Origin of the sequence: Acinetobacter sp. CIP 102637 (genome assembly GCF_000368425.1) — a bacterium.
Classification (GTDB): domain Bacteria; phylum Pseudomonadota; class Gammaproteobacteria; order Pseudomonadales; family Moraxellaceae; genus Acinetobacter; species Acinetobacter parvus.
This window is the reverse complement of sequence record NZ_KB849435.1, coordinates 1,388,992-1,410,864: the sequence shown is the minus strand read 5'-3', so window position 1 is coordinate 1,410,864 and position 21,873 is coordinate 1,388,992. Positions and strand designations below refer to the sequence as shown.

Below are 21,873 nucleotides of genomic sequence, written 5' to 3'. Positions count from 1 at the left end.
AATGATATGTTAATAGAGATGGTGTTTGCTGGAAAGCTCGGTAACGATCATAGGCTGAAAGTCACCATATTTGTTTATGTTTTTGAAAAATTGACTGTTTCAACCATGGAATGAACAGCCGTGCTATCTAAGTTTTTTATTGAGCGACCCATTTTTGCAGGTGTACTTGCCATTATCGTCATGGCTTTAGGGATACTCGCGATTCTCAACTTAGCTGTGGAACGTTATCCTGATATTGCACCTCCCAAAATTACCGTCTCAACAAACTATAGTGGCGCAGATGCCAAAACTGTTGAGCAGAGCGTCACTCAGGTGTTGGAACAGCAAATCCAGGGGCTTGACCATTTACTGTATTTTAGTTCAACCAGTGATGCCTCAGGCCGTAGCCGTATTACCATCAGTTTTGAAAATGGCACCAATCCAGATACCGCACAGGTTCAGGTACAAAATAAAATCAGTGGTGTGATTCGACGTTTACCCGATGCCGTACAGCGTCAGGGCGTCAATGTCAGCAAGTCACTTGGCGATATTTTCATGGTGGTGGGGTTGTATGACAGTACAGGAAAATCAACCAACATCGCCTTATCCGATTATCTTTCAACCCATGTACTGGATAATTTAAATCGTATTGATGGGGTGGGTGAAACCGATGTGTTTGGTTCACAGTATGCCATGCGAATTTGGCTGGATCCCAATAAACTGATCCAGTACCACCTCATCCCCAATGACATTGTTGCAGCGATTAGCACACAAAATACGCAGGTTGCCGCGGGTGCGATTGGTGATCTGCCTGTGGTGGATGGACAATATCTCAATGCCAAAGTGACTTCAGGTTCCCGATTAAAAACCATTCAGGACTTCGAGCAAATCGTGGTTAAATCCAATGTCTCGGGCAGCTTTGTTTTACTCAAGGATATTGCGCGTATTGAGTTGGGTGCGGAAAACTACCAGTCTTTTAACACCATCAATGGCTATCCAGCGGCAGGTTTGGGAATTTCGCTTTCTTCGGGCGCCAATGCCATCCAGACCTCTAAACTGATTCACCAGACGCTGGATGAGTTATCTAGCCAACTACCTGCTGGCTATAAAATCGTTTATCCACGGGACAACACACCTTTTGTTCAGGAATCCATCAAGGAAGTGGTCAAGACACTGGTTGAGGCCATTGCTCTGGTGATTCTGGTGATGTTCCTGTTCCTGCAAAGCTGGCGTGCCACGCTGATTCCCAGTATTACTGTACCGATTGTGATTCTCGGTACTTTTGCTGTGCTGGAGCTGCTTGGGTTTAGTATCAATACCTTAACCTTATTTGCTTTGGTCCTTGCCATTGGCCTGTTGGTGGATGATGCCATTGTGGTGGTGGAAAACGTGGAAAGATTGATGCATGAGCAGCATCTCTCTCCCAAACAGGCTGCCACTGAGTCGATGCAGGAAATCAGCGGGGCACTGATCGGGATTACGTTGGTGCTGACTGCGGTCTTTATTCCAATGTCTTTCTTTGCAGGTTCAATCGGTGTGATCTATCGCCAGTTCTCCATTACCCTGGTTGCTGCCATGATATTGTCACTGCTGGTGGCATTGGTATTGACGCCTGCATTGTGTGCCTTGATGCTAAAACCAAACCATCAACCTAAAAAATGGGCTGTTCACTTCAATAACGGAATTGAACGCTTAAAAACCAAATACCTGAATTTAGTCCAGACCACATTGCGCTATAAAGCACCTGTTTTGGTGGTGTTTGTTGCATTGATTGCGGTATTTGCCTTGTTCTATAAAGGTTTGCAAAGCAGTTTCTTGCCGAAAGAGGATCAGGGAATCCTAAGTGTGCAATTTAGGCTGGTGGATAGCGCACCGTTGTCCAAAAGTCAGGAAGTGGGTGAGTTGATTCGACAATATTTTCTCCAGAATGAACAACACAACGTCAAGCTGGTACTGATTCGTTATGGACGCAATAACTCAGGTACAGGGCAAAACTTAGGACAGGGTTTTATTGCACTGAATCATTGGGATGAACGCACGGGACAGAAAAATTCTGCCGAAGCCATTCGTAAACGGGCGCTTAAATATTTTAGCCAATTTCCGAATGCCCAGATTAATGTGAGCTTACCTGCTTCGGTAAATGGTCTGGGTTCAACCGATGGACTTGATTTCTGGATTCAGGACCTGAATGGTCAGGGCGACCAATTCCTTGATCAAAGCTTTAAGCAACTACAGCTGCTCGGTCAGAAATTTTCCAGCTTTGAAAATCTGGACAAGCAGTCAACCGACAGTAAAGCCACCCTGAATGTGAAGATTGACCATAAACAGGCGTTGGCAAATGGCCTAAACCTGAATGATATCAATAGCACCTTGTCAACGGCATGGGGTGGAAACTATGTAAATGACTTTATTGATCGGGGGCGGATTAAGCAGGTGATTTTACAAGGAGATGCACCTTTTCGTTCCAAACCAGAAGATTTATATCAATGGTCAGTCCGCAACAGCCAAAACCAGATGGTACCATTCAGTTCATTCTCAAATACTGCCTGGGCAGGAAATCCAAGTATTGTGCAGCGTTATATGGGCTATAGCGCCTTGCAACTGCAGGCCAATGTGGGCAGTGGCCAATCGTCTGGACAGGCCATGAAAGATATTGAGCAGTTGGTGGGCCAGCAACAGGGACTGGGATTATTGTGGACAGGACTTTCCTATCAGGAAAAGCAGTCAACCAATCAGGCCATCTGGCTATATTTAATCTCCATTGCATTTATTTTCCTATGCTTGGCCGCCCTATATGAGAGCTTGCGTATCCCAATGGCGGTGATGACTGCAATTCCCTTGGGGATTGGAGGCAGTATTATCTTTGCGCATAGTTTTGGTTTGCCGAATGATGTGTATTTCCAGATAGCCTTGCTGACCACCATTGGCCTGTCCTGTAAAAATGCGATTCTGATTGTTGAGTTTGCGGCAATGGCACAGGCACAAGGGAAAAATGCCATTCAGGCCGCATTACAGGGTGCAGGCTTGCGTTTACGCCCGATTCTGATGACATCCTTTGCTTTTGGCGTGGGGGTGATTCCCTTGGTTTTTGCTTTTGGTGCGGGTGCGGTCAGCCGTCAGGAAATCGGGATCAGTGTTTTGGGTGGAGTGGTCTTTGGAACGGTCTTGGTGCTGATCTTTATTCCATTTATGTTTGTACTGGTTGCCAATATGTTTAAACCTAAACACAAACTGGAAACCATTGAATAAGACAGTCTTTAAAATTCAGGTCTATGAGTTAAGCTCATAGACCTGAATTATTAATTGCTTCAATGATTTTATCCATTGGAGCGTAAAACCTCGGGGTTTAGCCCGAGGATATAAGCGACTGGCGTAAGCCTTAATGCGGTGTTTGCTGTTGTTGAATATACTGCTTAATAATCCCAATAGGTGCACCTCCGCATGATGCAGCGAAATAACTAGGCGACCATAAGGCATTACCCCATAATTTGCTTTTAATTTCAGGGTGTTTTGTTCGTAAAATTCGACTAGATGCACCTTTCAAGCTATTTACCAAACTAGAAATAGCGACTTTAGGCGGATAATTGACGAGCAAATGTACATGGTCATGTTCACCGTCAAACTCTACCAACTCAGCTTCAAAGTCTAAGCAGACACGTTCAAATACTTCCTGCATGGTTTTAAGCATGGCTTTGGTAAAAACATCTCTGCGGTATTTAGCTACAAAGACTAAATGAACGTGCATATTAAAAACACAGTGGCGACCTGTTCTAATCTCTTGACTATTACTCATAGACCAAATATATTTTAAGTATGAAAACACTTAAATTACGCATAAAAGACAAACATTGCAAGGTGCTAAATCAGATGGCATCTGAGGTGAATTTTGTCTGGAATTACGTGAATGATTTGTGTTTTAAACATCTACAACGCAAACAACAATTCTTTTCAGCATACGACATTGCCAAATACACAAAAGGCACATCGAAAGAATGTAATTTGCATAGCCAAACGATTCAGGCGGTCACAGAAGAATTAGTGACAAGACGCAAGCAATTCAAAAAAGCAAAACTGAAATGGCGAGTCAGCAATAAAAAATCAGCTAGGCGTTCATTGGGCTGGATACCGTTCAAGAAAGTAGCAATCAAATATGCTGATGGATATGTTCAATACGGCAAGCATCAATTCAAACTATGGGACAGCTACGGACTAAGCAAATACAATGTTAAAACAGGCTCGTTTGTAGAGGATAGTCGTGGGCGTTGGTATGTCTGTCTTGTAGTTGATTCAATTAAAACAGAGAAAACCAGCGCTAAAACCTCAATTGGTATAGACTTGGGTTTAAAGGACTTAGCCACTTGTTCAGATGGAGTAAAGCTCAAAGCCCCTCAAATCTATCGGCAATATGAACAAAAACTTGGCATAGCTCAACGTGCGAGAAATAAAAAGCGCGTCAAAGCGATTCACGCCAAGATTAAAAATATACGTCAAAACATGTTGCATCAATTCAGCCATAAACTGGTGAATGAACATGCAGCAATCTTCGTTGGCAATGTGAATGCCAAAGCACTAGCACGGACTAAATTAGCTAAGTCTGTATTAGATGCAAGTTGGACAACACTAAGAACCATGCTTAAGTATAAATGCGAGAACGCAGGGGTATGGTATGAAGAAGTCAATGAAGCGTATACCACCCAAACGTGTTCGTGCTGTGGCTCACGCTGTAGTAGTCCGAAAGGTAGGACAGGTCTTGGAATAAGAGAATGGCAGTGCATGGAGTGCGGTACGCTCCATGATCGGGATGTAAATTCCGCACTGAATATTCTTGCGCTCGGACATGAGCGTCTCGCAGGAGGAATCCCCGTCCTTTAGGTCGGGGAGGGTGTCAATCTGAACTGTAATAATAATTGTACCGACAAAGCTTAAAAACTACTTTATTCTCAAGCATAAACAAGGTTTTTAGGTTGAGTGAATGACTGGTCCAACACAAAAAAAATTAACCCAGCAGCAGGCGATTGCGGCGGAACGTGATCTGGCAAAATTTGCCAATACCATGGATAGTCTGGTCAGAATTCCATTTACCAAGCAGGGCTTGGGAGCCGATGCTGCGCTCAGTACCATTCCCTTTGCGGGCGATGTTGCAGGTTTTGTCCTGACGCTCTACGCCTTTAAAAAGGCAAGGGAAGTGGGTGTTCCACAATATAAACTGAAAGGTGTGGTCAGACTGGCGATTATGGATATGCTGGTGGGTTTTGTACCGATTGTTGGTACCCTGTTTGATGTGTTTATTCGTCCGAGCCGCAAGACACTGGACATTGTGCATGAGCATATCCGTGAGGAATATCAAGTATACAATGACATCCATGTGGTGCATCCATTCCTGCATGAATCACTTGAGCAAAAGCAGAAAACCTCGGCATTTTGGCGTAATCCAATCGTCAGCTGGATTTGGTTAAGGATTCCTGATCTGCTGGGTATTGCGGTACTTATTCTATTGGTGATTGCCGTGTGGGCGGGCTTTAGCTATCTATGGCAACTGTATCAGTCTTTCAAGGCTGGTTAGATGAAGCAGGTAAAAACAAAGCCTCCATTTTGGAGGCTTTATCGTTTATCTGGTTTAGATTATTGAACATTTAATTGCTGTAACGCAGCAACACGTTGTTCAATGGTTGGGTGAGTCTGAAATAAAGCCGCCAAGCTAAAGCCTTGTTCCTTACCTTCCGTAATCGCAAAAGCTTTCATTTCTTTCGGCATCTGGTCTGGCATTTCAGATTCCGCCTGTAAACGAAGCAGGGCAGAGATCATCGCCTGTTTACCTGCCAAACGTGCACCAGCCTCATCTGCACGGTATTCACGTTGACGGGAGAACCACATCACAATGGCAGAGGCCAAAATACCGAATAGAATGTCAAGCACAATGGTAATGGCAAAATAGGCCAGGCCTGGGGCTTCACCATCTTCACGACCAAACACGTTACGGTCGATAAAGTCACCTGCAACACGTGCAAAGAACATCACGAAAGCGTTGACCACACCTTGAATCAAAGCTAGTGTCACCATGTCACCATTGGCAACGTGTCCGATTTCGTGGGCCAGCACAGCACGAAGTTCATCTTTGTTCATGCGCTCAAGTAGACCCGTGGAAACGGCAACCAGCGCATCGTTTTTATTCCAACCCGTAGCAAAGGCATTGGATTGGTACGATGGGAAAATACCAACTTCAGGCATTTTAATGCCTACACGTTGGGCTAATTGAGCAACTTCCTGCAATAACCATGCTTCCGCCTGATTACGAGGTGCATTTGGGTCGATTAATTCAGTCCCAGTGGTTTTTTTAGCCATCCACTTCGACATGAAAAGGGAAATAATAGAACCCACCATACCAAAGACAAAACAGATGACCATCAGGTTGCCTAGATTCAAGCCACCCGCGCCATGGTAACTACCGACACCGAAGAGTGACAGGATAATGCCAGCTACAACCAGTACCGCGAGGTTGGTTAGCAAGAACAAACCAATCCGCATCATTGAGAAAACCCTCTTATAAAGAAAAAGTGATCTGATTTATAAATTATAAATCATAATGCTAATATGCAGGGTGAACCCCAAAAATTCAAGAAAAAAATATGGATGGATACATTTAATCAATAAAAGGATGAACTGACGCTTAAACAGAGACTTAAAAGCAATTTTTTATAAAAAAACAGCTAAAATCATAAAATGAGAATAGATGAGTAAATTGCTAGTCACTCAAGCGGATTCGGGCAGATGCAGTGGCATTGCTGGTGGTATAGGTTCCCATTGGTGCATCGGTGAAAGTGCCATCCGACAAGGTGATAATTTGACGGCTGTACTGTTTGGCCATTGGTACGGATTCAGTACTGTTGTTGGTATTCGTGGAGTAATTGGCGGATTGCGCCAGCACTTGTCCGCTTGGAGTATTGCTGTTTGATTCAGAAAGCGGGGTGCCCAGACCTGATGCATAGAGATTTTGATAGCGACTGGTCACTCGTTTTACATAATCACGAGTTTCTCGGAAAGGTGGTACATCGCCATATTTATCTACATTGCCTTCACCCGCATTATAGGCGGCAATCGCAAGACGGGTGTCGCCGTTAAAACGTTTTAATAGCCAGCTTAGATATTTAACCCCACCAAAAATATTCTGCTGTGGATCGTAGGCATTACTGACATTAAAGCGACGGGCTGTTGCAGGCATGAGTTGCATCAGGCCCTGTGCCCCTACAGGTGAGCGTGCATTAATGTTAAAGCCAGATTCGGTATGCATGATGGCCTTAACCAAACCCTCTGAAACGCCATGATGCTGGGCGGCCTGCCGAATCAGTTGGTCAAATGCGTTTTTATTACGACTGTAACTTGGCAGAACAGAAGCTTCGCTCGCGCCCCAGTTACTATAACTGTGAATGTTACTATCAGGATAATAGGTGGCTTTCACCACTTTTAAATGATTATATTCTGCTTTCTTGCGGTTGGTCAGCAGGGTGGTGCCATTGGTATCTTTAAATTGATAAATGGTCTGCCCAGCATACGAGGTCGATACTGTGCTATGAAAAAAACCAATTGACCCCAAACAAAGAGCAAAAAAATAAGTTGTTTTGTCCATCGTTATAATATTCACAAAAGATGAGCTTAAGTTCTTCACAGTAGTTTAACAAAAAAAAGCATAAAAAATACTTTGGCTACAATTTTTTTATTTTTCAGTGTCTGACAAAAATCAAGTCATTTTGTGCGAATGTTCAGCAAAAAAAATTAAAATATTTTTTTTAAAATCGAAGTATTGACTTATGTAACATGTTGATTTTATTTTAATAAAAACATTGGTTAAAAAATGATCAATCTAATCGAACGCCTTATTTTAAGATAAAAACAGTTTGTCAATAGCGTAGAAATCCACAATTTTATCCACAGGTTTTGTGGAAAACTGTGGAGAAGTTTGAAATATAAGCAATCCAGCCCATTTTTACTTATCTGGGCCAGAATTTTATCAGTATGAAACTCTAATATGACGATTCAGGGAAATTGGAAAATTCTTTAGGTGCGGATTTTTTCGGAATCAGATAAAATCTTGCGGTATTTTTGTTTATGGGTAAATCACGTCTATGTACGCGCCAGTCGAGTCCAACCAAGGATTTAATTTCAAGCCTGAACTTCCGACCAGTTCGGCATATTATCGCCTGTTGAAAAAGCTGCGTCGTCAAGTTGGACATGCGATTCGTGATTACAACATGATCGAGGATGGCGACAAGGTCATGGTCTGTGTTTCGGGCGGTAAGGACAGCTACACCTTGCTGGATATCCTGTTGCAGTTCAAGCGTATTGCACCCATCAATTTTGATATTGTTGCGGTCAACCTGGACCAGAAACAACCTGGCTTCCCAGAAGACGTTTTGCCACGTTATATGGAAGAGAACAACATTCCCTACTATATCCTTGAAAAAGACACCTATACCATCACCAAGCGTTTAACGCCTGAGGGCAAGACCTATTGTGCCGTGTGTTCACGCCTGCGCCGTGGTTCGCTGTATGGCTTTGCGCAGGAGATTGGTGCGACCAAGGTCGCGTTGGGACACCATCGTGATGACATCATGGCCACGTTCTTCTTGAACCTGTTTCATGGCGGTAGCCTAAAGGCAATGCCACCGAAATTACTGTCTTCAGATAAAAAGAATATCCTGATTCGTCCTTTGGCCTATGTTGAGGAAAAAGACATTATCAAGTATGCAGAATTGCGTAAGTTTCCCATCATTCCGTGTAACCTGTGTGGTTCACAGGAAAACTTACAGCGAGCCATCATCAATGACATGCTGCGTGAGTGGGATAGACAATATCCGAAACGCCTGCACAGCATCTTTGGCGCATTACAGAACGTTTCTCCATCACAGTTGGCTGACCGTGAGCTATTCGACTTTGAAGCGTTGGATGGGCAACGTGAGTTTGACATGAAAGATCCTGAAGAAATGAAGAAGCGTCTTGATGTGGTGAACCTCAGCTTTGCTGCGGAATAATTCCTCCATTCATAACTAAGACAAATAATGCCGCCGCAATATATGATGAATATCTGTATTGCGGTTTTTATGTTTTTATTGGAAATGGATTTGCACTCAAACAATTCAAATTTTGACCAATAAGCGATAAAGCTAGCAATAAGCATCTAAAAAATTCGGTTCGATGTACAAAAAAGCATAGCCTAAACTAAAAATTACATGCTATAACAGGGCACAAGCAAATTGCTTCATTTGATGTCGTCTGGATAGATGGCACAAGAAATTGAACAAATACATTTGAGGAAGAATCATGGCTGCATTTTTAACTGATGATTGGTTTGCAACTGTTGAAAAACTTACTGCGGAAGCAGGTGATTTAAACTTACCACCAGCACTTGCGAATTTAGCGATTAACTTGGTTGTTACAGATGCGGCTGGTAATACAGAGTTGGCTTTAGATGCGGGTAAAATCCAAAAGGGTTTATCTCCAAACGCTAAAACCACTTTGAACATGGATGCGGAAACTTTACGTAAAGTATTCCTTGAGTTTGACATGGCTGCTGCGATGCAGGCATTCATGACAGGTAAAATCAAGGTTCAAGGCGATATGTCCCAGCTTATGGCTTTACAGACGGCTAAACCAAGCCAAGAACAAAAAGACCTATTCAAGAAAGTACTTGAGCAAACTACTTAATTGTTTTCTGAACAAAAAAGCTTACCCAATGGTAAGCTTTTTTTTGCCTGTCTGGATTCAGACATCGATGCGGTTGCTGGTTTTGAGGTGTTCTAGATAGGTGCGGATACGGGTAACGTATTGAACCGCTTGCTTATATCGACCATTGCGTGCCTGATTGCGCTGTAAATAGTCATATAGGTTCACCCACTGATTTGGGTCCTTGCCTTGAGCCTTGATCTGTTTCTGAATCTGGTTCACTGCACCAGGTCCCATGTTGTATGCCACCAGTGCATACCAGTTACGGTCTGGGTAGGGTACATTGGCAAATTGATCCAGCATTAGATCATAATATTTCGCGCCACCCTGAATACTCTGTATTGGATCAGATCGGTTACTGACACCCATTGCCTGTGCTGTACTGTTGGTCAGCATCATTAAGCCGCGGACGCCCGTGGGAGACACCGAGCTAGGCTTTAGGTAAGACTCCTGATAGCCAATTGCCGCCAGTAGATGCCAATCCAGATTGTACTTTGCAGCACTCTGTTTAAAGCTCGCCTTATAAATCGGTAAACGTTGATTCAGGTCTTTATGAATAGTTGACCAGGATTCAGGTTTGACCACATTCCTATTATAGAAAGAGGCGAGTTGTTGAGTGGTGCCTGATTGCTTGCTCTGACAGACAAAACCACTGGCTGTCAGGGTAAGGGGGTCATCAGCCTGTTTAAACACCCAGTTAAGCTGGGGATTTAGCCCGTTCTTACTCAGGCTTGCCTGATCACCACAGCTTGCCGAGAAAGAAACCAGTTGTTTGCTCTCAATTGTGGCAAGCGCTGCTGTGGTCATGGCTAGGTTGGCCTTGCCTTGGCTAACCCATTTCAATGCAGTTGCATTGTCTGGAACAGTTTTAAAATCGAGTTTTACGTTGAGGCTTTGTGCATAGTTGCGGGCTAAATCATAGCCGAAACCATGCAGAAACTGACCGTCTTTAAAAACAGTAGTTGGGTTTTCAACTGCAACCACTGTTAAAACATTGGTTGTGACAACCGTGTTGTATTGATGTGATTTTTCTGCATTCAAGCTATTGAATGGCATAATGACGATGCCTAAAGCAAGGGCCTGAAATGGTAACTTGGAAGATAAAGAGTTAAGGCCAGGCCTAGACCCAGAACTTGAATTACTGTGCATGTTGTCTCCGCTACAGGTAATTTATGCCCTAAAAATTGAGGCAAAACTTCACCACAACTTCTAAAAGTTGATAAATTAAATCGGGGTGGGCAATTCATGAACGTCATTCAAAATGACATTGGGTTAATGGAAAAATGATGAAAATGTTTCACATCATTTACAAAGTGTATAAAAAGTAAACAAAAACCAACTTAGGGGCGCATATTAAGCGTCAAAAAGGAGCTTGTCAAATTTTGATCAGTAAAAATATGATAAATACATCACAAACACATGATTTGAAAAAGAATAAAATTTATACACTTTAGTCGTGTTGAAATAAGGAATACAATGCAAAAACTTGTAAATGGATTGTTGTTGTAGCGTTTTTAAATATGAAATCGAACTTGATCACACGTACTGGACATGACTTGCTGGTTGCCGAATTAAAAAAACTGTGGCATGACGAACGTCCAGAAATTACCAAAAAGGTAAACTGGGCCGCAAGTTTGGGAGACCGTTCAGAAAATGCAGATTATTTATATAATAAACAATTACTTAGAAAGATAGACCGCCGTGTTCGCTACTTGGGTAAGCGTTTAGAGGAGTTGAAAATTGTTGACTTTGTGCCTGAGCAGGAGGGAAAAGTCTATTTTGGGGCCTGGGTTGAAATAGAGAATGATGATGGTGAACAGAAAATCTTGCGTATTGTGGGGGTGGATGAAATCTATGACCATCATCCTCAGCATATCTCAATTGAATCTCCGATGGCACGGGCACTGTTGAGCAAACAGGTGGATGATGAGGTTGAGGTGCATACCCCATTAGGTAAAAAAATCTGGTATATCAACTCAATTCGATATGAAAAACTTGGAAATACTTAAAATAATAGGATTTTGCTTTTATTTTGAACATTTAGTGTGGGCTTTTAAATAAAATATTTGCCAAGTTGAGCTTTTATTTATATGATAGCCGCCATTGGAAGCGTGGCAGAGCGGTTTAATGCACCGGTCTTGAAAACCGACGAGGGTGTGAGTCCTCCGTGAGTTCGAATCTCACCGCTTCCGCCAAATATCTTAAAGGGAATCAAACACATAGTTTGATTCCCTTTTTATTTGGCACAATTTTGGCACTATTGGAAATTTTAGCAATCTCTTCTTTGTTCTTATCTGAATTAATCCACTTGGCATAACGCATCGTTAGCATCACTAAACTATGCCCTAGCTGTGAAGCCACATAAACTGGATTAAGTCCATTCATTAAGCATACAGTCGCATATGTATGACGAGTGTTATAGGCAGGACGATAACGTATGCCATTCGCTTTCAGTGAGGCTACAAACTTTTCGCTCAATGATTTTTGCGTAGTAAATTCCTTACCTGTCTCATCACAGATAAATACATGCTCATATTTGAGGTAGGTTAGTAATCTGAGTTGTTGAAATGCCTCGAAAGCAAAATCATTTAAATCTACAAATCTAGCTTTATTTGTTTTAGTGGTTTCTTGCTGAACGCCGTTCACACGACCTTTATTGATGTAAATCTGCTTATTTAAAAAATCTACATCCTGCCAAGTGAGTGCGATAATTTCTGATGGACGGCAACCTGTCCAGAATGCCACCACAAAATACCAATACACAGTTGGGTAGTCTGCAATATATTTCTCTTTTAACCAGTTCAGTATTATTTCCTTTTCCATTTCATTAAATGGATCAGGTTCATCCTCCTGAGTTTTCTGATTTTTCAATCGGTCACATGGATTCTTATCAATCACCTCATCATCACAAGCTAATTCGAATACGCCACGTAATGGAATCAAAGCATCATTTCGAGTTTTAGCCGATGACCATTCACGTCCATTGACGGCTGTACGCAACATTTGACTAGTGATCGTATTAATCGGCATATCTTCGAATAATGGCATCCAGAGCCTTTCCAAAATTGATAGATATTTTTTCTTGGTGCCTTGCTTATGATCTGAAAGGTTATAAAGGTATTCTTGGGCATAGTGAGCAAATGTCGGAGCATTTGACGCTGGCAATGTTTTTTGCGCAGCGTCAGCTTTTTTGATGGGTTTGGCGGTGACAGCTTCGATATCCTCGATTTTTAATATCCCGTATTTAGCCTTGTTTACAAAATCTTCTCTAATCTTAGCCGCCTTAATGAAGTTGGCTGGGGTATCGATGAGGTCGAGGGTGAACCACTCGCGCTTGTCGTTCCATTTAAAGTTAATCTGTATTTTTCCCGATCTTGCTCTTGTGCCTTTTGGTAGACCTGAGCTGCTTGTTCGACCCATGCGTTATAACCTTTCAAACTATATAGGTAATCCCCCCAAAAAATAATTGAGTTTAAAAGTAGAAAATGGAATAACCTTGATTTAAGGAGATTTTCTATGAAAACATCTAAGTATTCAGACAGCCTAATCATGAGTATTTTGAAGCAAGTTGAAGCAGGAACACCCATACCGAACTTGTGCAGCGAACATGGTATGAGCTCTGCCTACAAATGGAAGTCCAAATATGGCGACATGGATCTTTCAATGATGACGCGGCTTAAAGAACTTGATGCTGAAAATGCCCGTTTAAAACGTTAGCCAGATCTATGACTTTTTAGTTCAAAGAGAGGCGTTTACCTCACTAAACCTTGATCGGAAAGTTATGGAATTTTTTCGGGAAGTACATGTAGGGCAAGAAGAAGATTTTACAATTCTTGTATCAAATAAAATCTCAGGAAACTTTGGTGAAGTTTCCTATATAAATTTATTGAAGGTCCCTAATTTCAACGATAAAGATAAATTTCTGAAATGGGCACATAAAGCTTTAAATTTATAAGTTGTAATAACTCAGTGTAGTTTGATAGGAATTGTTTCATTATTTAACAAATTCAATTACATAAGTAATAATGTGATTACATTATGAACAGTAATTCATCAGAAGGCGGTTAGATAAATACAAATCACAGTGATATGTTTGAATCATAAGTTATACATGGATGGAATTAAAGATGAAATTATTAACATTGGTGAGCATAGGTACGGTAGCAAGTTTCTGTTTATTGTCAAAGCGTCACACTACTGAAAATTTATTTCATTCAAACTTCGATAAAGTTGTTCGAAATGCTGTCTTACAGGGATTCATATAAATATAGATGCCTAAGATATATAGCTTTTAAGTACTTAAAGAAGGAATAAGATGATCAGATTATTAATGTGTATATTTGGCCTTCATGGTGCTAGAGAGATTGATTACACCAATGACCAAAAGAAATTTGTGTATGCCGCGAGTGCTTGAAGAAAATCAAGAGTCCTCATGATTAGGTATAATTTCTTTTTATGAAAAGACAGTCTAAAAAATCTGAGCATATAACCTCAAATTGGACAACCGAGCAAGATAGTTTCTTAATTGAAAATAGTTTTATGGTGATTGAGCAGCTTATCAATCATCTGCCTTTTACTGAAGATGAAATTATTAAGCGTAAAGATGTACTAGGTCTCACTAGAAGACATAGACAGATGCGTAAATTTTTAAGCAATCCATCTTAAGAGAGTTCTAAGCCTCTATTTTTTTTAAAACGGATCAGTGCTAATTATTTTACAGGGTAGTATTGCGTAACATATCTATTATTGATAGATAGAGCCTGATGTCATATCTATTATTATAGTATTTCACGTGATGGAACCGACATGATCAATAAGCAAAATCCAGAATCAAAACCTCAAAAAGAATCAAACGATGACAAGGGTGATCAGAAAACCTATCAGAATCCAGATCCCCAAAAAAAACCAAATCAAGAACCTGAGAATCCACTTAAAGAGCAAAAGTAGATCAAAAAGCCCTCGATGAGGGCTTTTTGAAATCATATGCTTACACTACTTTTAAGCTCAAATAAAGTCATGCTGGAATAGCTGCGACAACTTTTTCTCTATCCCACAAACGGTGATTTTGAATAGCTTGTTTGAATTGATCTTGGATCTCTTTAAAATTTTGAGTAGAGAATAGAGCTGCATCCTTAGTGAGCTGAAACTCATCTATTAAAGCGCATTTATCACCCAGGAAAACAATGGGCTTGAGATGTTTATATGTCTCTAATACATAATGTTTAGAAACTCCATCAGCCTTAAATACTTCTAAATTATTCCCATCAACCACGATTACGGCATCATAAGTCACTGAAGGCTCGCCATTTTGTCTTCCATCTACTGGTATTTCATTGCCATCACTAGATTTAACAGGGGCTGCGTTCGGTGCTAAAGTTTCCACAATAGCTTTTTCTGCTTCAGCCCATATTTTAATATCATCTATTGATGACGTATTTACACCGTCATGAACGAGCAAGGCAATTTTTCGCTGTTTAATATCAGATGCAGGAAAAGATGAGGTACTTAATCTTTTCGAAGATGCAATTACGGGTTGGTGCAGACTATCTTGCTGTTTAGGGGGAGTTTTAATACCTAACTCTTTCGCAACATATTCAGCTAAGTCCAAGTCAATATTAGCTAAGACAGCGTAAACTACGCGTCTGCGGATATCTTCCGATTTAACCTTAGATAATTCAAAAGAATATGCATCCTTAATATGCTGTTGTTCATATTTTTCCAAACTATGGTAGTGCATTGTGGCTTGCGAGAAATGATCAGCGAAACTTTCTGGTCGAACTCTTAGTTTGCTGCCTTGTACTTCTTCAGGATGTGTCTTGAAAGCACCACTGTCATTAGGTGATTCTCTTGGCCAATTTTCATCAACAGAATTAGGTTCATAATTTGCCTTTCCTTTATAAACTTCGTGATTAGCATAACCACCTCGTCTATTCGTATGAAAAGGACAAACGGGTTTGTTAATTGGAATTTGATTAAAATTTACCGTACCTAGTCTGTGTAAGTGAGTATCCGTATAGCTAAATAGCCGTCCTTGTAAAAGGGGATCGTTACTAAAATCTATACCTGAGACAATATTTGCAGGACTAAAAGCAACTTGTTCTGTTTCTGCGAAAAAATCATCTGTATTTTTGTTTAAAACAAATTTACCTAGTGGAGTAACTGGTACAAGTTCTTCTGGGATTAATTTTGTGGCATCTAAGACATCAAAGTCCCATTGTTTTGCATCTTCTTCAGAGAAAATTTGTGCGCCTAATTCCCATTCCGGGTAATTGCCACGCTCAATAGCATCCCACAGATCACGTCTGTGAAAATCGGGATCTTTGCCATTAATTTTTAGGGCTTCATCCCAGACGACTTGAGCTACCCCTTGCTTTGGAGTCCAATGGAATTTCACTAAGAATGCTTCATTATTCTTATTAATCAATCTAAATGTATGGACACCAAAACCTTGTATAGAGCGTAGATTTCTTGGAATTGCTCTATCAGACATTATCCAAGTAGTCATATGTGATGCTTCGGTGTTTAAAGAAATAAAATCCCAGAAAGTATCATGGGCAGATTGACCAGTTGGAACTTCATTGGCATCTTCTGGTTTTACTGCATGAACAAAGTCCGGAAATTTAATAGCATCCTGAATGAAGAAGACAGGGATATTATTCCCCACCAAATCATAATTTCCTTCTTCAGTATAAAATTTTATAGAAAAACCTCGTACATCTCGAACGACATCAGCCGAACCTCGCCCACCTTGAACTGTAGAAATACGGACAAAGATAGGAGTTCGATTATTTGTGTCCGTTAGGAACTTGGCTTTAGTCCATTTTTCATTACCTGTATAAGCTTGAAAGTAACCATGAGCACCGACCCCTCGAGCATGTACAACACGTTCTGGAATACGCTCACGATCAAAATGAATAAGTTTATCCCTTAGAAGAAAGTCTTCGAGAAGAGTAGGGCCTTTCTCATTAATTTTTAGACTATTTTGATTATCAGCTACGGGAACACCTAAAGAAGAGGTAAGGGTTTTACCTATAGGATCCACGTATGCTTCCTCAGAAAGTTGGTCGATTTTTGGTGTATTTGGTTCTTTCATATCACATTCTCTTATACATTTGCTTTATAACGTTTTGTGAAATTAAGTATTTGTTTTCACTTAAGTTAATGGCTTGTTTGTTGACGGATATTGTGTGCTTATACAATTTAATTAGGTTATCTACAATCGAATATGAGTTACTTGCAAGAAAACTCTTTTTTGGATCAAAGATACCCATATAAACTTTAAGTATTTATGCTTTGAGTAAGGTAAAGAAATGTGTATTTTTTGTTCGCTTAAACTATTCATTTTAAATAATATTGAATTAATCTAAGTCAAAACAAAAGCTTATTAATTTTGATATTCCTCGCAATACAAACAGGATTTAGCCCATTTTGTATTTTGACAGCGAGGGCATTCTTCTTTTAAATGATTTAAAAGTTGGGTTTGGCCACATAACATACAAGAATAAAAGTGATCTACATTGTGATGATTTGCGATTTGGTATTCATCGGGAAACAAAGGAAGACCCCATTTTATATTTTCTTTAGAATATGGGATCACGCTTAGGCAGCCATCAGTCTCAAGCAGTGCCATTTTAACTTGTCCAAGGTGCTCTATTTTCTTTTGGCGCATTTCAGCAAAGAACTCATCATATGAATACTTTTCTCGATTAATATCCTCAACAATCAGTAAACCATTTTTGACGATGTATATTGGTCGACCTTCCAATACGGTCTCAATAGCATCGGATTTCATCATTAAATAAGTTGTTAAGCGATATAAAGCCATAATTACTGCAAAAACGATGACAGCATGAATGATAGGAACTTCTTCATAGAACATAGAATCGCCAGCAGCAGATCCTAAACTAAGAATAATTGCGATTTCAAAGATGGAAAGTTGCCTAACACCACGTTTACCAGAAAATCTTAAAACTAAGATAATCAGGAAGTACATCAAGACACTACGAAGTACAATTTCTGCTGCAAAAGTAAATGTAGTATCAGCTAATAGTATTTTTATAAAGTCCATTTTACACCTATTTAATTTTCTTTTTAGTAAAACTTCAAAGTATTTTCAGTAAGATTACCTTTCCTCTATTAATTGACACTTAATATTTACAAGTCTAGATAATATTCCCTCTACACAGCTTTTATGCCGCTCAAACAATGGATCTTCTGTATTTTTCCAGTTATTAAGAATTTCTTGACCAACTTTGAGTTCTTTTTCTAGTTCACTAATTCTCTGTTGAAGTGCCATTTTTTGGTTCCATTGAAGTAATAACTCAGCTTCCACTTCTGCTCGTGTGACCTCTCCACTAACGATTCTCTCAAAGTCTTCCTCAGATCGCTTTTCTGCAGCCTCTATGACATTTTGAGGGTAAGAGTGACCCATGATACTTTTTGCTAACATATGGGCTGTACGGAGCTCTACAGCTTCTTCATCTGTATATACACGCTCTACATTCATTTAGATTCTCCAAACCTCTTCGGAATATCCTACCTCTACTACAGAAAACATGGAATACTTGATCACTCTGATTTTATTGATACTTTACTCAACCATGCAGAAATGATTTCTGATCCTAGACAGTATCGTGGACAACCAGCCCCTCTAAACTTTTAATATATTTCTGTTCAAAGGCTGCTGAAAAAACTTTAATTTTCGGTACACTAGTCATGTTTTATTCATTTCATCGGACTCCTATAACAATGACCCACGTACAACTGCAACAATTACAAAAACAACTTTGGAATATTGCCAATACTTTGCGTGGCACCATGGGCGCCGATGAATTCCGTGATTACATTCTGGGTTTTATTTTCTTTAAATATTTATCGGAAAAGTCGGTGAACTTTGCCAACGAATTGCTCGATGGTGAAGACCTCAGCTTTTTAGAATTAGATGAAAAGAATGCTGAGCATGTGCCCTACATCGAAGAAATTAAAAAGAATGCCATTGCCGAAGTCGGTTATGCGCTCACACCAAAACAGCTATTCCATACCTTAGCCGAGCGTGGTCGTCAGGGCGAATTCATTTTGGATGATTTAACTGCAACCTTAAAATCGATTGAACAAAGCACGTTAGGCACCGACTCTGCCGATGACTTTGCCAACCTGTTTGAAGATTTAGATCTAAACTCGACCAAGCTCGGCAATAATGCCAGTGACCGTAATGCACTGGTGGCGAAAGTCCTGAGTCATTTAGATGATATTGATTTTGATATTAGTAATACCGAAGCCGATGTACTGGGGGATGCTTACGAGTACCTGATTGGCGAATTTGCCTCAGGCGCGGGCAAAAAAGCGGGGGAATTCTATACCCCACAAACGGTATCGACTTTACTGGCGAAGATTGTCACGCAAGGCAAAGACCGTTTACGTTCAGTCTATGACCCGACTTGCGGTTCAGGTTCGTTATTGCTTCGGGTAAAACGTGAAGTTAAAGATGTCGATATGATTTACGGTCAGGAGATGAACCGTACCACCTACAACTTGGCACGCATGAACATGATTCTGCATGATGTGCATTTTGCCAAGTTCGACATTAAGCAGGAAAATACCTTAACCCGTCCGCAGCATTTAGATAAAAAGTTTGATGCGGTGGTGGCGAATCCTCCATTCTCTGCCAACTGGTCTGCCGATCCGTTATTTTTACAAGATGAACGCTTTGCCGCGTATGGCAAACTGGCGCCAAGTTCTAAAGCCGATATGGCTTTTGTACAGCACATGCTGTATCAACTGGATGACAACGGCACTATGGCGGTGGTATTACCGCATGGCGTGTTATTCCGTGGATCCAGTGAGGGCGTGATTCGTCAGTACCTGATTGAACAGTTGAACGTGATTGATGCGGTGATTGGTCTGCCAGCCAATATTTTCTATGGCACCTCGATTCCGACCTGTATTCTGGTATTGAAGAAAAACCGTGAGCATAGCGGTAATATTCTATTTATTGATGCCAGTAACGATTTCGAAAAGCAGAAGAATCAAAACAAGTTATTGCCTGAGCATTTGGACAATATTATTGGGGCATTTGAAAACCGCCAAGATATTGAAAAATATGCCCATATAGCAACTTTACAAGAAGTCAAAGACAACGATTACAACCTGAATATCCCACGTTATGTGGATACCTTTGAAGCACAAGCTGAGATTGATCTAGATGCGATTGCTCAGCAGCTACAGGCTTTAGAAGTAGAAAGCCAAAAGACCGATGCCGTAATTGCAGATTTCTGCAAAGAGCTTGGGATTGTTTCACCTTTTGCGGAGGTGAAGTAATGGCTGCGCCTAAGTTACGATTTAAAGAGTTTGATGGGGATTGGTCTGAATCAAAATTAAAAGATTGTATAGATTCAATTGATTCAGGTTGGAGTCCTCAATGCGAAAGTTATCCTGCTGATGAGAATGAGTGGGCTGTTTTAAAAACCACATCAGTAAATTGGGATGGCTTTAAGGCTAATTTTAATAAAAAACTTCCATCTAACTTAGAAGCTAGATTTGAGATTGAGGTAAAGCCTAACGATATTTTGGTTACTCGAGCTGGCCCAACTGAACGTGTAGGTGTAGTGGCAGTCGTTCCACATAATGTACGCTCGAAATTAATGATTTCCGATAAGTTAATTAGATTGAAAGCAGATAATGAGAATAATCCTGAATTTTTAGGAATTAGCCTGTCATCTGTAAAATGTCAAAATCAGCTTCAATCTAAAACTTCAGGATTAGCAAAATCGCAGACAAATATTTCTCAGAAAATTTTATGTGATGTAAGTTTGATGACTCCTGCAAAAGCAGAACAAACCAAAATCGCCTCGTTCCTTTCCGCAGTCGATGAAAAGATTAGCCAACTCACGCAAAAACATGAGCTACTCAGCCAATATAAACAAGGCATGATGCAAAAGCTATTTAGTCAGCAGATTCGTTTTAAAGCGGATGATGGCAGTGAATTTGGGGAGTGGGAAAAAATTAAATTTTTAGATTTGATGGTTGACCTTTGGGATTACCGTGGAAAAACTCCAAAAAAACTAGGTATGGATTGGGGAGATGGAGAAATTCAAAGTTTATCTGCTCTTAATATTAAAAAAGGGTTTATCGACTTTGATGCAGATTGTCACTTAGGTTCTGAAAAATTATATAAAACTTGGATGAATAAAGGTGATTTAGAAAAAGATGATATTATTTTTACTATGGAAGCTCCTCTAGGAAATGTTGCTTTAATTCCTGATGATAGAAAATATATTTTAAGCCAACGGGTTGTTTGTTTTAAGACAAATAAAAAAATGATAGACAACAAATTTATTTTTCAATTAATTTTATCTGATCAATTTCAAAGCCGCATCGAAGAATTAGCTACTGGTACAACTGCGAAAGGTATCAATCAAAAATCTATGCAAAAGATTGAGGTTACTCTTCCACCAAAAGATGAACAAACCAAAATCGCCAGCTTCTTATCAGCGATTGACCAAAAAGTTGATGTGGTCGCACAGCAAATTGAACAGGCCAAAACTTGGAAAAAAGGCTTGTTACAGCAGATGTTTGTCTGATTTACCCCCCTAAATCCCCCCTTTGCAAGGGAGGACTTTCCACGTAATTAAAGGCTGAATATGATTCGTGGAGTTCCTCCCCATATTAAGGGGAGGTTAGGTGGGGTTGCACTTGACGACCATGTCTTGACAAGGGGAAGTTAGGTTGAGAATAAATTGAGAAAAACCATGACACAAAAAATTTTTAACAAAATAGAATATAAGCAACGCCGTCAAACATTACGCAATAACATGACCGAACCTGAAAAACGGTTATGGGGAATATTAAGAAACCATCAGCTTGGTGTGAAATTCCGTAGGCAACATGGTATTGGGCATTATATTGTTGATTTTTATTGTCCAGAATTAAAATTGATTATTGAGGTCGATGGTGAAAGTCATTTTTCCGAAGATGCCCAAGCTTATGATAAAATTAGAGATAAATTTATGCTAGAGTTGGGTTTAACGACCATTCGGATAACCAATACTGAAATCATGCAAAATATTGATGGTGTATGTGAGTATTTACAGCAGCATGTGCAGCAGTTTCATGCTCATATCTAAATTAACCCCCTCTAACTCCCCCTAAAATAGGGGGAGAACAGCACGAATCCCATGA

General features: G+C 40.3%; 20 protein-coding genes, 1 tRNA gene and 1 pseudogene. 14 read left to right on the top strand and 8 right to left on the bottom strand.

Annotation, left to right across the window (positions count from 1 at the left end):
• Nucleotides 1-120: 120 nt before the first annotated feature.
• A complete protein-coding gene (locus tag F967_RS09805; RefSeq protein ID WP_004799632.1) occupies nt 121-3,228 on the top strand; it encodes a multidrug efflux RND transporter permease subunit in 3,108 nt (1,035 codons plus the stop codon).
• Nucleotides 3,229-3,358: 130 nt separating this feature from the next.
• On the opposite strand, the gene tnpA is transcribed toward F967_RS09805, so the two are convergent.
• On the bottom strand, nt 3,359-3,772 hold the full coding sequence (gene tnpA / locus F967_RS09800; protein ID WP_004799631.1) for an IS200/IS605 family transposase: 414 nt from the start codon (nt 3,770-3,772) through the stop codon (nt 3,359-3,361).
• Between the two features lie 20 nt (nt 3,773-3,792).
• Here tnpA and F967_RS09795 point away from each other — a divergent pair, with 20 nt between their 5' ends.
• Nucleotides 3,793-4,851 carry an RNA-guided endonuclease InsQ/TnpB family protein gene (locus tag F967_RS09795; RefSeq protein WP_034431131.1) on the top strand — a complete coding sequence of 353 codons (1,059 nt, stop codon included), beginning with the start codon at nt 3,793-3,795 and terminating at the stop codon, nt 4,849-4,851.
• A gap of 100 nt (nt 4,852-4,951) precedes the next feature.
• Nucleotides 4,952-5,542, top strand: a complete 591-nt coding sequence (locus F967_RS09790; RefSeq protein WP_004761728.1) for a DUF4112 domain-containing protein — start codon at nt 4,952-4,954, stop codon at nt 5,540-5,542.
• Nucleotides 5,543-5,601: 59 nt separating this feature from the next.
• Here F967_RS09790 and htpX read toward each other — a convergent pair whose 3' ends face one another.
• Nucleotides 5,602-6,507 carry a protease HtpX gene (gene htpX, locus F967_RS09785; protein WP_004761726.1) on the bottom strand — a complete coding sequence of 302 codons (906 nt, stop codon included), beginning with the start codon at nt 6,505-6,507 and terminating at the stop codon, nt 5,602-5,604.
• Between the two features lie 214 nt (nt 6,508-6,721).
• Entirely contained in the window at nt 6,722-7,603 is an 882-nt protein-coding gene (locus tag F967_RS09780; protein ID WP_004761724.1) for a lytic transglycosylase domain-containing protein, read from the bottom strand.
• 496 nt (nt 7,604-8,099) lie between these two features.
• Between F967_RS09780 and ttcA the strand changes: the two genes are divergently transcribed.
• Nucleotides 8,100-9,005 (top strand): tRNA 2-thiocytidine(32) synthetase TtcA, encoded by a 906-nt coding sequence (ttcA, locus tag F967_RS09775; RefSeq protein ID WP_004676692.1) that lies wholly within the window; start codon nt 8,100-8,102, stop codon nt 9,003-9,005.
• A gap of 289 nt (nt 9,006-9,294) precedes the next feature.
• On the top strand, nt 9,295-9,678 hold the full coding sequence (locus F967_RS09770) for an SCP2 sterol-binding domain-containing protein (RefSeq protein WP_004682749.1): 384 nt from the start codon (nt 9,295-9,297) through the stop codon (nt 9,676-9,678).
• Between the two features lie 57 nt (nt 9,679-9,735).
• Here the strand turns inward: F967_RS09770 and F967_RS09765 are convergent, their stop codons facing one another.
• On the bottom strand, nt 9,736-10,845 hold the full coding sequence (locus F967_RS09765; RefSeq protein WP_004799626.1) for an MltF family protein: 1,110 nt from the start codon (nt 10,843-10,845) through the stop codon (nt 9,736-9,738).
• Between the two features lie 371 nt (nt 10,846-11,216).
• Here F967_RS09765 and greB point away from each other — a divergent pair, with 371 nt between their 5' ends.
• Both greB and F967_RS09755 read left to right on the top strand, forming a co-directional pair.
• Nucleotides 11,217-11,705 (top strand): transcription elongation factor GreB, encoded by a 489-nt coding sequence (gene greB / locus F967_RS09760; RefSeq protein WP_004682747.1) that lies wholly within the window; start codon nt 11,217-11,219, stop codon nt 11,703-11,705.
• Between the two features lie 96 nt (nt 11,706-11,801).
• A tRNA-Ser gene (locus tag F967_RS09755) sits at nt 11,802-11,891 on the top strand.
• 16 nt (nt 11,892-11,907) lie between these two features.
• Here the strand turns inward: F967_RS09755 and F967_RS09750 are convergent.
• The gene (locus F967_RS09750) at nt 11,908-13,116 is read right to left on the bottom strand and encodes a site-specific integrase (protein ID WP_004682746.1); all 1,209 of its coding nucleotides are present in this window, start codon (nt 13,114-13,116) and stop codon (nt 11,908-11,910) included.
• A 96-nt stretch (nt 13,117-13,212) separates the two neighbouring features.
• Between F967_RS09750 and F967_RS09745 the strand changes: the two are divergent.
• The 4 genes and pseudogenes from F967_RS09745 to F967_RS14350 all read left to right on the top strand — a co-directional run.
• Nucleotides 13,213-13,410, top strand: a pseudogene (locus tag F967_RS09745) (transposase); the annotation flags it as partial.
• Between the two features lie 7 nt (nt 13,411-13,417).
• Nucleotides 13,418-13,651 (top strand): hypothetical protein, encoded by a 234-nt coding sequence (locus F967_RS14680; RefSeq protein WP_314371664.1) that lies wholly within the window; start codon nt 13,418-13,420, stop codon nt 13,649-13,651.
• A gap of 500 nt (nt 13,652-14,151) precedes the next feature.
• Nucleotides 14,152-14,361 (top strand): hypothetical protein, encoded by a 210-nt coding sequence (locus F967_RS09740; protein WP_004682744.1) that lies wholly within the window; start codon nt 14,152-14,154, stop codon nt 14,359-14,361.
• A 141-nt stretch (nt 14,362-14,502) separates the two neighbouring features.
• On the top strand, nt 14,503-14,643 hold the full coding sequence (locus tag F967_RS14350; RefSeq protein ID WP_004676713.1) for a hypothetical protein: 141 nt from the start codon (nt 14,503-14,505) through the stop codon (nt 14,641-14,643).
• 67 nt (nt 14,644-14,710) lie between these two features.
• On the opposite strand, the gene F967_RS09735 is transcribed toward F967_RS14350, so the two are convergent.
• The 3 genes from F967_RS09735 to F967_RS09725 form a co-directional block, all read right to left on the bottom strand.
• Nucleotides 14,711-16,789 (bottom strand): catalase, encoded by a 2,079-nt coding sequence (locus tag F967_RS09735; protein ID WP_004799621.1) that lies wholly within the window; start codon nt 16,787-16,789, stop codon nt 14,711-14,713.
• 291 nt (nt 16,790-17,080) lie between these two features.
• Nucleotides 17,081-17,764, bottom strand: coding sequence for a DUF421 domain-containing protein (locus F967_RS09730; protein WP_004799619.1), 684 nt, complete (start codon nt 17,762-17,764; stop codon nt 17,081-17,083).
• A gap of 54 nt (nt 17,765-17,818) precedes the next feature.
• The gene (locus tag F967_RS09725) at nt 17,819-18,202 is read right to left on the bottom strand and encodes a hypothetical protein (protein ID WP_004799617.1); all 384 of its coding nucleotides are present in this window, start codon (nt 18,200-18,202) and stop codon (nt 17,819-17,821) included.
• 242 nt (nt 18,203-18,444) lie between these two features.
• On the opposite strand from F967_RS09725, the gene F967_RS09720 reads away from it, so the two are divergent.
• The 3 genes from F967_RS09720 to F967_RS09710 all read left to right on the top strand — a co-directional run bounded on the left by F967_RS09720 (nt 18,445) and on the right by F967_RS09710 (nt 21,818).
• A complete protein-coding gene (locus tag F967_RS09720; protein ID WP_004799615.1) occupies nt 18,445-20,013 on the top strand; it encodes a type I restriction-modification system subunit M in 1,569 nt (522 codons plus the stop codon).
• Nucleotides 20,013-21,275, top strand: coding sequence for a restriction endonuclease subunit S (locus F967_RS09715; protein WP_004799614.1), 1,263 nt, complete (start codon nt 20,013-20,015; stop codon nt 21,273-21,275). Before F967_RS09720 ends, F967_RS09715 begins: the two co-directional genes overlap by 1 nt.
• Before the next feature lie 168 nt (nt 21,276-21,443).
• On the top strand, nt 21,444-21,818 hold the full coding sequence (locus tag F967_RS09710; protein WP_004799612.1) for an endonuclease domain-containing protein: 375 nt from the start codon (nt 21,444-21,446) through the stop codon (nt 21,816-21,818).
• Nucleotides 21,819-21,873 lie beyond the last annotated feature (55 nt).

What these genes read in the sequence shown, in the direction of transcription:
- F967_RS09765 (WP_004799626.1), bottom strand. Translation starts at nt 10,845, where the DNA reads ATGCACAGTAATTCAAGTTCTGGGTCTAGGCCTGGCCTTAACTCTTTA.
- F967_RS09740 (WP_004682744.1), top strand. Translation starts at nt 14,152, where the DNA reads ATGAAAAGACAGTCTAAAAAATCTGAGCATATAACCTCAAATTGGACA.
- greB (WP_004682747.1), top strand. Translation starts at nt 11,217, where the DNA reads ATGAAATCGAACTTGATCACACGTACTGGACATGACTTGCTGGTTGCC.
- F967_RS09780 (WP_004761724.1), bottom strand. Translation starts at nt 7,603, where the DNA reads ATGGACAAAACAACTTATTTTTTTGCTCTTTGTTTGGGGTCAATTGGT.
- F967_RS09795 (WP_034431131.1), top strand. Translation starts at nt 3,793, where the DNA reads ATGAAAACACTTAAATTACGCATAAAAGACAAACATTGCAAGGTGCTA.
- tnpA (WP_004799631.1), bottom strand. Translation starts at nt 3,772, where the DNA reads ATGAGTAATAGTCAAGAGATTAGAACAGGTCGCCACTGTGTTTTTAAT.
- F967_RS09730 (WP_004799619.1), bottom strand. Translation starts at nt 17,764, where the DNA reads ATGGACTTTATAAAAATACTATTAGCTGATACTACATTTACTTTTGCA.
- F967_RS09770 (WP_004682749.1), top strand. Translation starts at nt 9,295, where the DNA reads ATGGCTGCATTTTTAACTGATGATTGGTTTGCAACTGTTGAAAAACTT.
- F967_RS09790 (WP_004761728.1), top strand. Translation starts at nt 4,952, where the DNA reads ATGACTGGTCCAACACAAAAAAAATTAACCCAGCAGCAGGCGATTGCG.
- F967_RS09720 (WP_004799615.1), top strand. Translation starts at nt 18,445, where the DNA reads ATGACCCACGTACAACTGCAACAATTACAAAAACAACTTTGGAATATT.
- F967_RS09710 (WP_004799612.1), top strand. Translation starts at nt 21,444, where the DNA reads ATGACACAAAAAATTTTTAACAAAATAGAATATAAGCAACGCCGTCAA.
- F967_RS09735 (WP_004799621.1), bottom strand. Translation starts at nt 16,789, where the DNA reads ATGAAAGAACCAAATACACCAAAAATCGACCAACTTTCTGAGGAAGCA.
- htpX (WP_004761726.1), bottom strand. Translation starts at nt 6,507, where the DNA reads ATGATGCGGATTGGTTTGTTCTTGCTAACCAACCTCGCGGTACTGGTT.
- F967_RS14350 (WP_004676713.1), top strand. Translation starts at nt 14,503, where the DNA reads ATGATCAATAAGCAAAATCCAGAATCAAAACCTCAAAAAGAATCAAAC.
- F967_RS09715 (WP_004799614.1), top strand. Translation starts at nt 20,013, where the DNA reads ATGGCTGCGCCTAAGTTACGATTTAAAGAGTTTGATGGGGATTGGTCT.
- F967_RS09725 (WP_004799617.1), bottom strand. Translation starts at nt 18,202, where the DNA reads ATGAATGTAGAGCGTGTATATACAGATGAAGAAGCTGTAGAGCTCCGT.
- F967_RS09750 (WP_004682746.1), bottom strand. Translation starts at nt 13,116, where the DNA reads ATGGGTCGAACAAGCAGCTCAGGTCTACCAAAAGGCACAAGAGCAAGA.
- ttcA (WP_004676692.1), top strand. Translation starts at nt 8,100, where the DNA reads ATGTACGCGCCAGTCGAGTCCAACCAAGGATTTAATTTCAAGCCTGAA.